The organism is Microbacterium sp. (assembly GCF_017305435.1).
Taxonomy (GTDB): domain Bacteria; phylum Actinomycetota; class Actinomycetes; order Actinomycetales; family Microbacteriaceae; genus Microbacterium.
This window is the reverse complement of record NZ_JAFKIP010000002.1, coordinates 196,746-212,474: the sequence shown is the minus strand read 5'-3', so window position 1 is coordinate 212,474 and position 15,729 is coordinate 196,746. Positions and strand designations below refer to the sequence as shown.

Annotated in this window: 17 protein-coding genes; 9 read left to right on the top strand and 8 right to left on the bottom strand. The window is 70.4% G+C overall.

Annotated features, from left to right (window positions below; genetic code table 11):
- Window positions 1-147 precede the first annotated feature (147 nt).
- Complete coding sequence (gene glpX / locus J0I43_RS01010; RefSeq protein ID WP_292857635.1) at window positions 148-1,140, bottom strand: class II fructose-bisphosphatase; 993 nt, start codon at window positions 1,138-1,140, stop codon at window positions 148-150.
- Window positions 1,141-1,363: 223 nt separating this feature from the next.
- Here glpX and fbaA point away from each other — a divergent pair, with 223 nt between their 5' ends.
- Window positions 1,364-2,395, top strand: a complete 1,032-nt coding sequence (gene fbaA, locus J0I43_RS01005) for a class II fructose-bisphosphate aldolase (RefSeq protein WP_292857632.1) — start codon at window positions 1,364-1,366, stop codon at window positions 2,393-2,395.
- A gap of 107 nt (window positions 2,396-2,502) precedes the next feature.
- On the opposite strand, the gene J0I43_RS01000 is transcribed toward fbaA, so the two are convergent.
- From J0I43_RS01000 to J0I43_RS00990, 3 genes are read right to left on the bottom strand one after another with little or no spacing between them, the layout of a single operon-like run.
- Window positions 2,503-3,051 (bottom strand): MOSC domain-containing protein, encoded by a 549-nt coding sequence (locus J0I43_RS01000; RefSeq protein WP_292857629.1) that lies wholly within the window; start codon window positions 3,049-3,051, stop codon window positions 2,503-2,505.
- 38 nt (window positions 3,052-3,089) lie between these two features.
- On the bottom strand, window positions 3,090-3,662 hold the full coding sequence (locus J0I43_RS00995; protein ID WP_292857626.1) for a DUF6264 family protein: 573 nt from the start codon (window positions 3,660-3,662) through the stop codon (window positions 3,090-3,092).
- Entirely contained in the window at window positions 3,659-4,648 is a 990-nt protein-coding gene (locus tag J0I43_RS00990) for a 4-hydroxy-3-methylbut-2-enyl diphosphate reductase (RefSeq protein ID WP_292857623.1), read from the bottom strand. Before J0I43_RS00990 ends, J0I43_RS00995 begins: the two co-directional genes overlap by 4 nt.
- Window positions 4,649-4,792: 144 nt before the next feature.
- On the opposite strand from J0I43_RS00990, the gene xseA reads away from it, so the two are divergent.
- From xseA to J0I43_RS00955, 7 genes are all read left to right on the top strand, one after another.
- Window positions 4,793-6,067, top strand: a complete 1,275-nt coding sequence (gene xseA / locus J0I43_RS00985; protein WP_292857620.1) for an exodeoxyribonuclease VII large subunit — start codon at window positions 4,793-4,795, stop codon at window positions 6,065-6,067.
- 57 nt (window positions 6,068-6,124) lie between these two features.
- Window positions 6,125-6,343 carry an exodeoxyribonuclease VII small subunit gene (locus tag J0I43_RS00980; RefSeq protein ID WP_292857616.1) on the top strand — a complete coding sequence of 73 codons (219 nt, stop codon included), beginning with the start codon at window positions 6,125-6,127 and terminating at the stop codon, window positions 6,341-6,343.
- Window positions 6,344-6,383: 40 nt separating this feature from the next.
- On the top strand, window positions 6,384-7,010 hold the full coding sequence (locus tag J0I43_RS00975) for a DUF4245 family protein (protein WP_292857613.1): 627 nt from the start codon (window positions 6,384-6,386) through the stop codon (window positions 7,008-7,010).
- Entirely contained in the window at window positions 7,007-7,660 is a 654-nt protein-coding gene (locus J0I43_RS00970; protein WP_292857576.1) for a carbonic anhydrase, read from the top strand. Before J0I43_RS00975 ends, J0I43_RS00970 begins: the two co-directional genes overlap by 4 nt.
- Before the next feature lie 35 nt (window positions 7,661-7,695).
- Window positions 7,696-9,093 (top strand): class II fumarate hydratase, encoded by a 1,398-nt coding sequence (locus J0I43_RS00965; protein WP_292857574.1) that lies wholly within the window; start codon window positions 7,696-7,698, stop codon window positions 9,091-9,093.
- A 69-nt stretch (window positions 9,094-9,162) separates the two neighbouring features.
- Window positions 9,163-10,137 (top strand): cell wall metabolism sensor histidine kinase WalK, encoded by a 975-nt coding sequence (locus tag J0I43_RS00960; RefSeq protein ID WP_292857572.1) that lies wholly within the window; start codon window positions 9,163-9,165, stop codon window positions 10,135-10,137.
- Entirely contained in the window at window positions 10,134-10,790 is a 657-nt protein-coding gene (locus tag J0I43_RS00955) for a response regulator transcription factor (RefSeq protein ID WP_292857569.1), read from the top strand. The genes J0I43_RS00960 and J0I43_RS00955 overlap by 4 nt, the downstream gene beginning before the upstream one ends.
- Before the next feature lie 111 nt (window positions 10,791-10,901).
- On the opposite strand, the gene J0I43_RS00950 is transcribed toward J0I43_RS00955, so the two are convergent.
- From J0I43_RS00950 to J0I43_RS00940, 3 genes are all read right to left on the bottom strand, one after another.
- Window positions 10,902-12,251: a PhoH family protein gene (locus tag J0I43_RS00950; protein WP_292857566.1), complete on the bottom strand. Its 1,350-nt coding sequence runs from the start codon at window positions 12,249-12,251 to the stop codon at window positions 10,902-10,904.
- Window positions 12,252-12,417: 166 nt separating this feature from the next.
- Complete coding sequence (locus J0I43_RS00945) at window positions 12,418-13,710, bottom strand: aminotransferase class V-fold PLP-dependent enzyme (protein ID WP_292857563.1); 1,293 nt, start codon at window positions 13,708-13,710, stop codon at window positions 12,418-12,420.
- Window positions 13,711-13,753: 43 nt separating this feature from the next.
- Window positions 13,754-14,539 (bottom strand): isoprenyl transferase, encoded by a 786-nt coding sequence (locus J0I43_RS00940; protein WP_292857560.1) that lies wholly within the window; start codon window positions 14,537-14,539, stop codon window positions 13,754-13,756.
- Window positions 14,540-14,648: 109 nt separating this feature from the next.
- Between J0I43_RS00940 and J0I43_RS00935 the strand changes: the two genes are divergently transcribed.
- Entirely contained in the window at window positions 14,649-15,350 is a 702-nt protein-coding gene (locus tag J0I43_RS00935; RefSeq protein WP_292859015.1) for a hemolysin III family protein, read from the top strand.
- A gap of 43 nt (window positions 15,351-15,393) precedes the next feature.
- On the opposite strand, the gene J0I43_RS00930 is transcribed toward J0I43_RS00935, so the two are convergent.
- On the bottom strand, window positions 15,394-15,702 hold the full coding sequence (locus J0I43_RS00930; protein ID WP_292857557.1) for a hypothetical protein: 309 nt from the start codon (window positions 15,700-15,702) through the stop codon (window positions 15,394-15,396).
- Between the last annotated feature and the right edge of the window lie 27 nt (window positions 15,703-15,729).

Genomic DNA, 15,729 nt, shown 5'->3' with positions numbered 1-15,729 from the left:
CGGGAAATGACGTAGACGACGTTCAGGTCGCCGGTGACCGTCACCCATTGTGCCAGAGGCCGCGCTCGCGCGCCGGAATGAGGGCCAGATCTTTCCCGGACGGTTATCGACGCACGGGTGCCCGTCGAGACCCCGAGGCCGCGCCGGTCACAGCCACTTGGATGCGAGGTGCTCCGAGGTGATGCGACGAAGGGTCCCCGAGGCGCCGCGCAGCACGATGCTCTCGGTGATGATGTAGTCCGGGCCGGAGCGACGCACGCCGCCGACGAGCTCGCCGTTGGTGACGCCGGTCGCGACGAAGATCGTGTTCGTGCCCGTCACCATCTCGTCGGCCTCGTAGACGTGGTCGCCGAACTTGAGACCGGCGTCGATGCCCTTCTGCTTCTCCTCGTCATCGCGCGGCCACAGGCGCCCCTGGATGTGGCCGCCGAGCGCCTTGATGGCGCACGTCGTCGCGACGCCTTCGGGCGATCCGCCGATGCCGATGCACATGTCGGTGCGCGCGTTGTACCGGGCCGCGTTGATGCCGCCGGCCACGTCGCCGTCACTCATGAGTCGCGTTCCTGCGCCGGCCTCGCGGATCTCCTCGATGAGGCGGGCGTGGCGCGGGCGGTTCAGCACCGACACGACGATCTCGTCGACGGGCTTGCCGAGCGCCTTCGCGAGACGGTGGATGTTCTCGGCCACGGGGAGGCGGATGTCGACGACCCCCACGCCGGCGGGGCCGGTCACGAGCTTGTCCATGTAGAAGACGCTCGAGGCGTCCAGCATCGTCCCCCGATCGGAGACCGCCAGGACCGACAGGGCGTTGTTGCGCCCCTCGGCGGTCAGCGACGTGCCGTCGATCGGGTCGACGGCGATATCGCACTGCGGCCCGCGGCCCGTGCCGACGTGCTCGCCGTTGTAGAGCATGGGCGCGTTGTCCTTCTCGCCCTCACCGATGACGATCACGCCGTCGAAGTTGACCGTCGAGAGGAAGGCGCGCATCGCGTCGACGGCGGCACCGTCGGCGAGCTCCTTCTGCCCGCGCCCGATGAACGGCACGGAGCGGATCGCCGCGGCTTCGGTCGCGCGGACGAGCTCCAGAGCGAGGTTGCGGTCGGGATGCAGGGGACTCATGTCCGCGGTCAGGCTCACCATGCTCCGAGACTACGACCATCCTCATCGCCGCGGCGGAAGATTCACCCCCGCGCCACGTGAAGGAATCGCGGTTCTTACGACCGTGACAGGAACCGCCGGGCCGGTCGCGCTGTCCCCGGCGCCGGCGAACACGCCGAGGTTTTGGCCGGTCGCCCCCTCCGCGGCGCGGACCGGCCTTCGATAGAGTGACCGGTGGAGACATCCGCAGACCTGAGGAGTGGAAATGCCCGTCGCAACACCCGAGCAGTACGCCGAGATGCTGGACAAGGCGAAGGCGGGCGGCTATGCCTTCCCCGCGATCAACGCCGCCAGCTCGCAGTCCATCAACGCCGTGCTGCAGGGTCTCACCGAGGCCGGTTCCGACGGCATCATCCAGGTGACCACGGGCGGTGCCGATTACTTCGCCGGCCACACGGTCAAGGGCCGCGCGACGGGCGCCCTCGCCTTCGCGAAGTTCGCGACCGAGGTCGCCAAGAACTACCCGATCACGGTCGCCCTGCACACCGACCACTGCCCCAAGCCCGCGCTCGAGGACTTCGTGCTGCCGCTGATCGCGGCATCCGAGGAAGAGGTCAAGGCGGGCCGCAACCCGATCTTCCAGTCGCACATGTGGGATGGATCGGCCGTGCCGCTGGACGAGAACATCGAGATCGCCAAGGAGCTCCTGCCCCGCATGAAGGCGATCAACGCGATCCTCGAGGTCGAGATCGGCGTCGTCGGCGGCGAAGAGGACGGCGTCAAGCACGAGGGCTCCAACGAGGCCCTGTACACGACCACGGCCGACGTCTCGAAGTTCGTCGACGCCCTGGGCCTCGGCGAGAACGGTCGCTACATCGCCGCGCTGACCTTCGGCAACGTGCACGGCGTCTACAAGCCGGGCAACGTCAAGCTGCGCCCCGAGCTGCTGGGCGAGATCCAGGCCGGCATCGCCGAGAAGTTCGGCACGGGCGAGAAGCCCCTCGACCTCGTCTTCCACGGCGGCAGCGGGTCGACTCCGGAAGAGATCGCTCTCGCCGTCAAGAACGGCGTCGTCAAGATGAACATCGACACGGACACCCAGTACGCGTTCACGCGGTCGGTCGCCGGCTTCATGTTCCAGAACTACGACGGCGTCCTCAAGGTCGACGGTGAGGTGGGCAACAAGAAGGCCTACGACCCGCGCGCATGGGGCAAGATCGCCGAGTCCGCGATGGCAGCGCGCGTCGTCGAGGCGACGCAGCAGCTCGGCTCGGCGGGTCACTCGATCAGCGCCTGACCCGAACTCGACGCGAGAAACCACATTCCGCGCGAGAAGCCACCTCAGCCGTGGTCTCTCGGGCAGAGTGTGGTTTCTCGCCGTTGACGGGGTAGGGATGCCGCGCGTCAGGGCGCGCGATAGACGTCGAGGATCGTCGGCGCCCCCTCGGGGCGATGCTCGACCACGATCTCGTCGCCCGCGGCGATGCGGCCGGAGCGCACGACCTTCAGGTACGGGCCGAGGCGGCGCGCGTCCGAGAAGCGTTTGACCCAGCCGCGGGCCTCCGCTCCCCCGATCCGGCGCGCGAAGGTCTGGCACGGCGTGCGAGGCATCGTGACTTCCACACGCAGCAGGTCGCCGATGCGCCAGACCTCGCCGACCCGCGCGGCGTTCACGTCGAGGCCCTCGGTCCGCAGGTTCTCGCCGAAGAGGCCCGGCGGCACCTCGCGACCGAGCTCGCCGGCCCACCACTCGGCATCCTCCTGGGCATAGGCGTAGAGCGCCTTGTCGAGCCCTCCGTGATGCTTGCGGTCGGCCTGCACGTCGGCGTACACCCCGTAGGGACCGACCTTCACCGCCCCGTCGACGGGTCTCTTGTCGATCGCCGTGATGCCGATCGTCCCCGCGTCGGGGAGCAGGGCGTGCACGGCACAGACGGCGACGAGGCGGGGCATGCCCGCCATCGTATCGACCCGATCGCCGGCAGCCGCGATCAGCGGACGAGATGCGCCGCGATGGCCGGGTCGCCGAACAACGGGACCATGAGACAGGCGGTGAGCGCTGTGTACGTGACGATCGCTCCGACGAGGGGGATCCACCACGAGATGCGCCCGCGCAGGAGCATGCGCCACGACACGAGGGCGGTGACGACCCATCCGAGCACGAGGAGGGCAGCTCCGATCCGCCCCCACAGATCCCCCTGCGCGGTGTTGGTGAACTCGCCGTCGATGCCCGCGATGCGCATCCACGTATCTGCGAACTCCGCGAAATGCCACAGCTGCGCCACGGCGCTGATGACCGTCACGAGACCGTAGGCGAGGAGGACGAGCGTGATCGCCCGGTCGGCGCGGCGCGTCGGCTGCGCCGCGCGCGTCGTCGCGTGCATCGGCCGACCGGGCGTGTACGCCGACGGCTCCGGGGCCGGCGCAGGCGGAACGTGATCGCGCGGCGGCGGGGATGCCGCGGGCTGCCGGATCGCGGCACGTTGCTGCTCCGGCGTTGCGTACTCGCCGTACTGCGGTGCGGGCCGCGTCGCGGGATCCGACGCGTCGTCGACGCCGGTCACGACCGGTTCCGTCCCCCCAGCGCACGGCCGTCGCGGCGGCCCTCGGCATCCTGACGCAGCTCCTTGGGCAGTGAGAACATGAGGTCCTCCTCGGCCGTGCGCACCTGCTCGACGTCGCGATAGCCCGCGCCGGAGAGCTCCTCCAGCACCTCCTGCACGAGCACCTCGGGAACGGACGCGCCGCTCGTGACGCCGACCGTCTCGACGCCGTCGAGCCACGCCTGCTCGATCTCGTGCGAGTAGTCGACGCGATAGGCGGCCTTCGCGCCGTACTCGAGGGCGACCTCGACGAGGCGCACCGAGTTGGAGGAGTTGGCCGACCCCACGACGATCACGAGATCGGCGTCCTTCGCGACCTTCTTGATCGCGACCTGTCGGTTCTGCGTCGCGTAGCAGATGTCGTCGGACGGCGGATCCTGCAGTTCGGGGAAGCGTTCGCGCAGCCGCCGCACGGTCTCCATCGTCTCGTCGACGGAGAGGGTGGTCTGCGACAGCCACACGACCTTCGACGGATCTTTCACGACGACGGTGTCGGCATCGGCGGGAGAGTTGACGACGGTGACGTGGTCGGGTGCCTCCCCGGCGGTGCCCTCGACCTCCTCATGCCCGTCGTGGCCGATGAGGAGGATCTCGTAGTCGCTCTTCGCGAACCGCACCGCCTCACGGTGCACCTTCGTCACGAGCGGACAGGTCGCGTCGATGGCCTGCAGGCCGCGGTCGGATGCCGCGTTCACGACCGCGGGCGAGACGCCGTGCGCGCTGAACACCACGTGCGCGCCCGTGGGCACTTCATCGACCTCGTCGACGAAGATGGCGCCCTGCGCCTCGAGCTCGGTGACGACGTGGATGTTGTGCACGATCTGCTTGCGCACGTACACCGGGGCGCCGAAGCGCTCGAGCGCCTTCTCGACGGCGATGACCGCGCGATCGACACCGGCGCAATAGCCGCGGGGCGAGGCGAGCAGCACCTTCTTGGAACCGGCCACCGGGTTATCCTGAAGCCGCCCACGCGGACCCGGGATGCGGGGCGACGGAAGACGGACGGCTGTGCTGCTCACGCTTCTGATTCTAGAGAGGACTCGCTGGGTGAAGGCCCGGCGTGACCTCCTTCGCCCGCGGGAGAGGCAGCGATGACGACATTCGAACCGGCGCCCGGCCACGCGCCGCCACCCGACTCGGTGCATCCGCGCGACTCCTCCCCCGAGACGCCGACGTCGATCTCGCGCCTGAACGAGACGATCCGCGGCTTCGTCTCGAACTGGGGATCGGTGTGGGTCGAGGGCGAGATCACGGCGTGGAGCCTGCGGGGCGGCCACGTGTTCGGCCGGCTCAAGGACGCCTCGGGCGACGCGCTCATCTCCTTCCGGCTGTGGTCCTCGACGCTGCAGCGCCTCCCCGATGATCTGAAGCTCGGCGACCGTGTGGTCGCGTGCGTGAAGAGCGACTACTTCGTCAAATCGGGCGACTTCACGTTCACGGTGTCGGCGATGCGGCACACCGGGCTCGGCGATCAGCTCGAACGCCTCGAACGCCTGCGCGCGCAGCTGCGCTCCGAGGGGCTCTTCGATCCGGCCCGCAAGAAGCGGCTGCCGTTCCTCCCCCACGTCATCGGCCTCATCACGGGTGAGCGCAGCGACGCCGAGCGGGATGTGCATCGCAACGCCGAGCTGCGCTGGCCGCACGTGCGGTTCCGCACGATCCACGCCGCCGTCCAGGGCGACCGATGCGTCCCGGAGACCATCGCGGCCCTCCGCACGCTCGACGCCGATCCGGATGTCGACGTCATCGTCATCGCCCGCGGCGGCGGCGACCCGCAGACCCTCCTGGGGTTCAGCGACGAGAAGCTGCTGCGCGCCGTGGCCGCGGCATCCACGCCCGTCGTCTCCGCGATCGGTCACGAGAACGACCATCCTCTCCTCGACGACGTCGCGGATCTGCGCGCCTCGACGCCGACGGATGCCGCGAAGCGCGTCGTGCCCGATGTCGCCGAGCAGCGGGCGATCGTGCAGCAGCTGCGCAGCCGCGCGCGCATGCGCCTCACGCAGCGCATCGCGCACGACATCGCCCAGCTGGATCAGCTGCGCAGCCGCCCCGTCCTGCGCGCTCCGGAGGGCATGCTCGTCGCGCGCTCGCACGAGCTCTTCACGCTGACCGCGCGCGGGCGCGACGTCGTGACGCGGCACGTGCACGACGGGGAGCGACGCGTCGCCCAGCTGCAGGCATCCCTTCGCGCCCTCTCGCCCGGCGCGACCCTCGCGCGCGGATACGCGATCGCGCACACCGACGGCGGGATCATCGTGCGGGATGCCGCACAGGCGCCCGCCGGAGCCTCCGTCGTCGTGACGGTCGCCGAGGGCTCGTTCGCCGCGCGCTCGGAAGGCCCCGTCGCCGAATCCGACACCTGACCGTGACGGCACCCGCCCGGTCGGGTGGTGTCGCAGCGCCGCTCTAAGATGGAGACCATGACTGCCGACGCCGCCGATGTGGCGAGCCTGTCGTTCGAGCAGGCCCGTGACGAGCTCGTCCGGGTCGTCGCGGAGCTCGAACAGGGCGCGCCGACCCTGGAACAGTCGTTGACGCTCTGGACGCGCGGCGAAGCGCTCGCGGCCCGCTGCGAGGAATGGCTCGTCGGCGCGAAGCGTCTGCTGGATGCCGCACGCCCCGCCGAGGCGGACGCGTGATCTCCGCGGCGCCCCTCCCCTCGATCACGAGGACGGCGTGATGGCCTCCGCACCCCGCATCGTCGCTGAGCTCGGCCGCCCTGAGACGCCGCAGGAGACCGCCGACCGCAAGGCCGCCTCGTCGGCGGCCTACCGCTCGAGCAAGACGTTCCGGAACCTCATCGCCGCGCTCATCGTCACGGTCGCCGTCGTCGCCGTGGTCTACCTCGGCGTCCCGCGTGGCTCCCTCGCCGAGCCCGAGCCGGTCGACGTGGCCGCAGCCGCCGCCCAGGTGTCGGCGTCGCTGGATCACACGATCCTCGTCCCCACGGTCCCCGCCGACTGGCGCGCGAACTCGGCCCGCGTCGAAGGCCAGATGTGGCGCGTCGTGTACGCCCCGGCATCCGGCTACGTCCGCGTCGCGCAGGCGATCGACGCCCCCGACGGTTGGGTGCAGACCGAGCTCGGCGGCTATGCGCCGACCGGATCCGTCACGATCTCCGGCATCGACTGGGACGAGTACCGCATTCCGTCGGCGGGGCGCACGGACTCCGTGTCCTACGCGCTGGCGACGGATGCCGGGACGGACGTCGTCCTGGTCTACGGCGACACCGACGCCGACACCGCGGCGATCGCAGCGGGAGGCGTCGCCGACCAGATCCGTGCCCTGCGTGAGGAGACCCCATGACCGAACAGGTCGCACCCGCTCGGGAGACGCCGGCCGCCGTCTGGGCGGACATGCGCGCCGGCAACGCCCGGTTCGTCGCCGGTGAACCGCACCACCCCAACCAGGACGTCGAGCGTCGCCACGTGCTGGCAGCCGCACAGACGCCGCGCGCGGCGCTCTTCGGCTGCGCCGACTCCCGCCTCGCGGCGGAGATCATCTTCGACCAGGGGCTCGGGGATCTCTTCGTCGTGCGCAATGCCGGCCAGGTGGCATCCGACTCGGCCGTCGCGAGCCTCGAGTACGCCGTCGCCGCCCTCGACGTGCCCCTCATCATCGTGCTGGCGCACGATGCGTGCGGCGCCGTGCGGGCCGCGATCGACTCGACGACGCTCGAGAGCCCCGAGCTCCCCTCGGGCATCTGGCAGCTCATCGCGAAGATCGTGCCCGCCGCCCGCACCGTGCTGCGTGAGAACGACGGCGTCGACCCGCGCGAACTGGATGCCGAGGACGTCGGCATCGCGCACCTGCGCAACACGATCGACGACATCCTCGCCTCGTCGCGTCTCATCGCCGACGCCGTGGCTGCCGGGCGCCTCGGCATCGTCGGCGCGAACTACCGCTTGAGCGAGGGCACCGCCGTGCCGCACGTGACCGTCGGCATCGCCGACTGAGACCTTCGACCCCAGTACACACACGAGGACGTGAGATGACCGACACCACCGAATACCGCATCGAGCACGACACGATGGGAGAAGTGCGCGTGCCCAAGGACGCGCTGTACGCCGCGCAGACCCAGCGCGCGGTCGAGAACTTCCCGATCTCCGGAACGGGCCTCGAGTCGACGCAGATCGCGGCGCTCGCCCGCATCAAGAAGGCCGCGGCCCTCGCCAACAAGGAGCTCGGCACCCTCGACGCGGGTGTCGCCGACGCGATCGCGGCCGCGGCCGACGACGTCATCACGGGCCGCTACGACAGCCAGTTCCCCGTCGACACCTACCAGACCGGGTCGGGCACGTCGTCGAACATGAACATGAACGAGGTCCTCGCGACCCTGGCGACGCAGAAGCTCGGCGCCGCCGTGCACCCGAACGACCACGTCAACGCGTCGCAGTCATCGAACGACGTCTTCCCCACGTCCGTGCACATCGCGGTCACGCAGGCGCTCATCGACGACCTGATCCCGGCCCTGGACCACCTCGCCGTCGCCCTCGAGGCGAAGGCGGAGCTGTGGAAGGATGCCGTGAAGTCGGGCCGGACGCACCTCATGGATGCCACTCCGGTCACCCTCGGGCAGGAGTTCGGCGGGTACGCCCGCCAGGTCCGCCTCGGCATCGAGCGCGTCCAGGCGGTCATCCCCCGCGTGGGTGAGGTGCCCCTCGGCGGCACGGCCGTCGGCACGGGCATCAACACTCCGCTCGGCTTCCCGCAGAAGGTGATCGCGCTCCTCGCCGCCGAGACGGAGCTGCCGATCACCGAGGCGAAGGACCATTTCGAGGCGCAGGCGAACCGCGACGGCCTCGTCGAGGCATCCGGCGCGCTCCGCACGATCGCCGTCTCGCTGACCAAGATCAACAACGACCTGCGCTGGATGGGCTCGGGCCCGAACACGGGCCTCGGCGAGCTGCACATCCCCGATCTGCAGCCGGGCTCGTCGATCATGCCGGGCAAGGTGAACCCGGTCGTTCCGGAAGCGACCCTCATGGTGTGCGCGCGCGTCATCGGCAACGACGCGACGGTCGCGTGGGCCGGAGCATCGGGATCCTTCGAGCTCAACGTCGCGATCCCCGTGATGGGCACGGCGCTCCTCGAGTCGATCCGCCTGCTGTCGAACGCGATGCGTGTGCTCGCCGACAAGACGATCGACGGCCTCGAGGCGAACCGCGAGCGCGCCGCCGCCTTCGCCGGCATGTCGCCGTCGATCGTCACCCCGCTGAACAAGCTGATCGGCTACGAGGCGGCTGCCAAGATCGCCAAGCACGCCGTCGCGAAGGGCATCACGGTGCGCGAGGCGGTCATCGATCTCGGCTACGTCGAGCGCGGCGAGCTCACCGAGGCGCAGCTCGACGAGAAGCTCGATCTCCTCTCGATGACGCACCCGGGCTGATCTCGGCGAGACCCGCACGGTTCCCTCTCGCGGCGGGTCCATAATGCGCGGCGGGTCCATAATGACAGGGTGACCCGCTCGATGGCCGCCCCGGGACGGCGCCTGCGCACGCTCGGCCTCGTGCTGGCGATCGTGGGGGCGGGCTTCGCGGTGACCGCACTGGCGATGCTGGGGATCCTGGCGATCACGGATGCCGACGTGTCCTGGGGCGCCGTCGCGGCCTACGTCGTCGGTGCGGTCGCGACGCTCGGGGTCACCGCTCTCGTCGGGTGGGTCGTTCTCGAACCGGCGACACCGGATGCCGTGGCCGACGGAGCAGAGGCCTCGTTCGAGACGCAGCGGCGGCTCCTCGACGACGTCCGTCATGAGCTCAAGACCCCGATCACGATCGTGCGCGGACATCTCGAGATCATGAACCCCGCCGACCCCGACGACGCCGCTGCGACCCGCGAGCTCGGTATGGCCGAGCTCGATCGCATGACGCGCCTCATCGGCGACATCGACCTGCTCGCGGCGGTCGAAGCCGACAGCTTCACGATGGGCGACGTCGACCTCGCCCTGCTGACGCAGCGCGTCGGCGAGCTCGTCGCGGTGATCCCCGGTCACGAGTGGAGGATCGAGCAGACCGCGGAGGGCGTCATCCGCGGCGACCGGGACCGACTGCTGCAGGCCTGGCTGCAGCTGGCCGACAACGCCGCGAAGTACACGCCCGCCGGCAGCGCGATCGAGATCGGCAGCGCCGTGCACCCGTCCGGTGCGCAGCTGTGGGTGCGCGATCACGGCCCCGGCATCCCGCCGGCGATGCGCCACCGCGTCTTCCGCCGGTTCGACCGCGGCGTCGGAAAACGCTCCGTCGGCGGCTCGGGTCTCGGGCTCGCGATCGTCGACACGATCGCAAAGGCGCACGGCGGCCGGTGCGCCGTCGCCGACACTCCCGGCGGCGGGGCGACCCTGACGGTCGAGATCCCGCTCGGTACCGGCGCGACCCTTCCGACGCCGGTACGCGCCGGCGACGTGGTGATCCAGCGAGAGGCATCCGGATGACACGCATCCTCGTCGTCGACGACGAACCACACATCGTCTCCCTCGTGACGCGGGCCCTCCGCGCCGAGGGCTTCGACACCGTCAGCGCCGACGACGGGCAGGCGGCTCTGGATGCCGCGCGAGACGACGACGTCGACCTCGTCATCCTCGACGTCGGTCTGCCGTCGATGGACGGGTTCGAGGTGCTGCGCGCCCTGCGCGCACAGGGCGAGCAGATGCCCGTGATCATGCTGACCGCTCGCTCCGGAACCTCGGACACGATCCAGGGGCTGGATGCCGGGGCGAGCGACTACGTGCCGAAGCCCTTCTCCGTCGCCGAGCTCCTCGCGCGCGTGCGTTCGCGACTGCGCGAGCGCACCGGCGCCATCACGATGACGCTGACGCACGGCGACGTCACCGTCGACCTGCTCGCCCGCCGGACGACCGTCGCGGGCCGCGAGATCGACCTGTCCGCGCGCGAGTTCGCGCTGGCCGAGCAGTTCCTGCGGCATCCGAACACGGTCCTCACCCGCGAGCAGCTCCTGAGCCGCATCTGGGGTATGGACTTCGACCCCGGCTCGAACGTCGTCGACGTGTACGTGCGATATCTGCGCGGCAAGATCGGCAGCGACCACATCGTGACCGTGCGCGGGGAGGGCTACCGCTGGGAGTAGCCCTCGCCGACCCCGCGCCGTTCGCCGAGTGTCCAAGACACGCGGACCCGGTGCCCCCTGCCTCCGCGTGTCCTGGACACTCGGCGGAGGGGGTGCCGGGGCCTGGCGCGCTCAGCTGAGTTCGCCCTGCTCCAGCAGGTCGGTGACGAGGGCGGCGATCGCCGAGCGCTCCGAGCGCATGAGCGTCACGTGTCCGAACAGGTCATGGCCCTTCAGCGTTTCGATGACGGAGGCGACGCCGTCGTGGCGGCCGACGCGCAGGTTGTCGCGCTGGCCGACGTCGTGGGTGAGCACGACACGCGAGTTCTGCCCCATGCGACTGAGGACCGTCAGCAGGACGTTCCGCTCGAGCGACTGCGCCTCATCGACGATCACGAACGCGTCGTGCAGCGAGCGCCCGCGGATGTGCGTGAGCGGCAGCACTTCGAGCATCCCCCGCGCGACGACCTCCTCGAGGACGTTGCCCGAGACGACCGAGCCGAGCGTGTCGAACACCGCCTGACCCCACGGGTTCATCTTCTCGCCCTGGTCCCCGGGCAGGTAGCCGAGCTCCTGCCCGCCGACGGCGAACAGCGGCCGGAAGACGATGATCTTCTTCTGCTGCTGCCGCTCGAGGATCGCCTCCAGTCCCGCGCACAGGGCGAGTGCCGATTTGCCCGTCCCGGCGCGTCCGCCGAGTGAGACGATCCCCACCTCTGGGTCGAGGAGCAGGTCGATCGCGATGCGCTGCTCGGCGGAACGCCCGTGCAGACCGAACACGTCGCGGTCGCCGCGCACGAGCTTGTAGCCGCCATCGCCCGTGACACGGCCGAGGGCCGAGCCGCGCTCGGAGTGGATGATGAGCCCCGTGTTGACGGGAAGCCCCCGCACCTCGTCGCTCGAGGCGACCTCCGACTCGTAGAGGTCGCTGATGTCATCGCCGGACAGGTGGATGTCGGCGATGCCGGTCCAGCCACTGTCGACGGCCTGCTCGGCGAGGTATTCCTCGGCGTTGATGCCGAGCGAGGCCGCCTTCACGCGCATGGGCAGGTCTTTCGAGACCACGGTGACCTCCTGCCCGTCCTGAGCGAGGTGCATCGCGACCGAGAGGATGCGGGTGTCGTTGTCGCTCAGACGCAGCCCCTGCGGCAGCACCGAGGCATCCGTGTTCGCGAGTTCGACGCGCAGCGTGCCGCCCTGCCCGACGGGAACGGGGAAATCGAGGCGACCGTGCTCGATGCGCAGCTCGTCCAGGTGGCGCAGGGCCTGGCGCGCAAAGTAGCCCAGCTCGGGGTCGTGACGCTTGCCCTCCAGCTCGGTGATGACGACCACCGGAACGACGACGGAGTGCTCGGCGAAGCGGAAGAAGGCCCGCGGATCGCTCAGCAGCACCGAGGTGTCGAGGACATAGGTGCGGAGGTCCTGTTCCACCTCCGCGGCCTGGTCGACGCTCTGCTGCTTCAGTGGAACTCGTGTGGTCACAACCCGCTCCCCGCTCCGGGTGGAACCACCCGGAATATCGAGTCGGCCGTGAGCCACGAGTCAGTGGAAGGCCGACTCGACCGGGCACCTTGCCCGATGTGATGACCGTACGACGCGGACCGATGCCGGGACGAAACCGACACGCCGCGACGACGTTGCGCGCGGGTTAATTCTCCTCGACGACCGCGATGACGATCTCGTCGGTGTCCCGCGGGACCGAGGTCGCGGCGTCCTCGGCGACATCGCCCTCCACGGATGCCGACGCGTCGGCGATCTCGATCGTGAACACCTCGGGCGCATCGGGTTCGGCGATGAGCCCTTCGCGGGCGTACTCCGCGGCGATCACGCGGCCTGACGCCGCCGCATCGGCGAACGCGTCGCCGAGCAGGCGCAGCGTGTCGGCGCCGGTGCCCACGTGCGCGGCGACGCGGATCGTCGCGCCGCGCGCGGTGACCGTGACGCCGTGGTTCGCGAGGGCCGCGGCAAGGGTGGGCGGGTCCTGCGGGGCGAGCGCGACGATCCCGGCGTGCGCGTCGCGCGGCGTGACGACGGGGACCTCGTAGCGATCCGCCAGCGCCATGACGTCGGCCGCACGGGCGTGCACCTCGGCCGCGACGGCGGGCACCCCGGCATCCAGCATCTCGCGGAGCGACGTCGCGAGGCGAGCGGCGGCGAGCGGGTCGGACGGAGCGACCGAGTACGCCGCGGCACCCTCGAGGGCGGGCGGCGTCCCGAGCACCGATGCGTCGCCGGCCATCCCGGAGATGCCGGACAGGACGGGGGCGATCCGGGAACGCGCCGCCGGGGAGAACCGGGCGAACCCCGTCCCGCGGCCCGCGCGCAGCCACTTGTAGCCGTTTCCGGCGACGACGTCGGCGAGACTCCAGTCGACGTCCACGACGCCGAAGGCCTGCACGGCGTCGACGATGAGCAGTCGCTCCCCGATGACGGCGCGGATGCCGGCGAGGTCGGCGAGTGCGCCGGTGCGGTAGTCGACGAGGCTCAGCGCGACGGCCGTGACGTCGTCGTCCAGCGCCTCGGCGACCGCCTCCGGCGTGACGATGCCGCCCGGAGGATCGATCTCGCGGACGGCCAGCACCCCGCGCGCAGCGGCAGCGCGGTGGGCGGCGATCCGTACCGCGGGGAAGTCCTGGGCGGGGACGACGACGACGCCCTCGAGCCCGAACATCGCGTGCAGGAGCCCTTGGGTCGTCGACGGCTGCAGAACGATCTCGTCGACGGGCGCGTCGAGCACCCGCGCGACGAGTCCCCGCGCCTCGCCGACCCGTGCGCCCACGAGGTCGGTGCCCGCGGCGCGCCCCGTGCCGAGCAGCTCGGCGTCGGCGTGGAGCTCGGCGCGCACGCCCGGGGAGAGCGGTCCGAAGCGCGCCCAGTCGAGATATCCCGCCGCGAGATCGAACGACGAGATCAGGGGCTCCAGTGCACTCACGCATGCCATTCTGACACGCAGAGTCACGAACGGCCGGGCGGGTGCCGTGCGGTCAGCTCCCGTAGCGGCGGTCGCGCGTCGCGTAATCGCGGATCGCGCGCAGGAAGTCGACTTCGCGCAGGTCGGGCCCGAGCGCTTCGACGAAATAGAACTCCGAGTGCGCCGACTGCCAGAGCAGGAAGTCGCTCAGCCGCTGCTCCCCCGACGTGCGGATGACGAGGTCCGGGTCCGGGAGTCCGCCCGTGTAGAGGTGCTCGCCGATCTGCTCGGGGGTGAGGCTCGCGGCGAGCGCTTCGAGCGAGCCGCCGCTCTCGTCGTGCTTCGCGATGATGCTGCGCACGGCATCCACGATCTCTCCGCGGCCTCCGTAGCCGACGGCCAGGTTGACGTGCAGCCCGGTGTTGCTCGCCGTGCGCTCCTGCGCCGTCTGCAGGACGCGTGCGAGAGCGGGTGGGAGGGCATCCGAGCGCCCGACGATCTGCACGCGCCAGCCCGGCTCGCGCGAGAGCTCGTCGGCGAGCTCGGCGATGATCTCGATGAGGTCGGCGAGCTCCTGCGAGTCGCGCTTGCGGAGATTGTCGTTCGACAGCAGGTACAGCGACACGACGCGGATGCCGAGATCGTCGCACCAGCGCAGGAACTCGTGCATCTTCGCCGCTCCCGCGCGGTGACCGTGCGCGACCGTGGGAAAGCCCGCCTGCCGGGCCCACCGGCGATTGCCGTCGATCATCATGGCGACGTGGTGCGGCACCGTCTCCGGCGTGAGCGACCGCCGCAGCCGGGAACTGTACAGCCGGTACAGGACTCCCCTGCCCTCCCCGGGTCTGCGCGCACTCACACCCCTACGCTACTCCGCGCGAAGCTCCGCGCCCCGTATGTTCGCCTGGGCATACGCACGCGCGTAGGCTCGGATCGTGCCCGAACACGTGCCCGATGAGGGTGTCGAGATGCCCCAGCTGCCTCTCCTGGAGGCGGCCGCCGTCAGCGCGCAGGTCGAGCTCAAGCCGACGTGGCGCGGCTGGATCCATGCGGGGACCTTCCCCGTGGCGATCGCCGCCGGGATCGTGCTCATCGTCGTCGCCGACGGCGCGGCCGCGAAGTGGGCCTCGGCGGTCTTCATGGCGACCTCGGTGCTGCTGTTCGGCAACTCGGCGCTCTATCACCGCTTCAACTGGAAGCCGACGACGAAGGCCGTCCTCAAGCGCATCGACCACGCGAACATCATGCTGCTGATCGCGGGGACCTACACGCCCCTCGCGGTGCTGGCACTGCCCCCCCAGAAGGGGCTGCTGCTGCTCGTCCTGGTCTGGTCGGGGGCGCTGCTCGGCATCCTCTTCCGGGTGTTCTGGATCAACGCACCGCGCTGGCTCTACGTCGCGCTGTACCTCCTCCTCGGTTGGGCCGCGGTCATGTACCTCGTCGACCTCCTGCAGGCGAGTGTCGCCATGATGGTGCTCGTGATCGTCGGCGGTCTGCTCTACACGGGAGGCGCGGTCTGCTACGCGCTGAAGAAGCCCAACCCGTGGCCCGGCCACTTCGGCTTCCACGAGATCTTCCACGTGTGCACCGTGCTGGCGTTCCTCTGCCACTGGACGGCGTGTCTGCTGATCGCTCTCGATCCCGTCGTCCCCTCGCTCGGCGCGTCCTGACACCGCGCGCCGTGCAGACGGCCCGGCGTTCCGCCTGAGCGGGTCAGCGGGCGGTGCCGTCTTCGACGGGATCGATGTCCTGGTCGTCGACGTCGGATGCACGGGTCGCAGCCTCCGCCTGGCCGGCCGCCTCGGCATCCAGCTGGGCCGCCGCCTCGGCATCCAGCTGCTCGTTGACGTCGGCGCGGTATCCGGCGCGGCGGATGCGCCGCAGCATGTCGATGATCAGGAAGACGACGACGACGGCGACGAGCGCGATCGCGACGAACCCGATGAAGCCGGGCGTGACGACGTCGGGGTCGACGGTCATCGAGGGCGAGGGGGTCGCGAGGCCCGCGGGGAGAATGTGCATCGTTCCTCGGTTCGTCGGTTCGGGTGC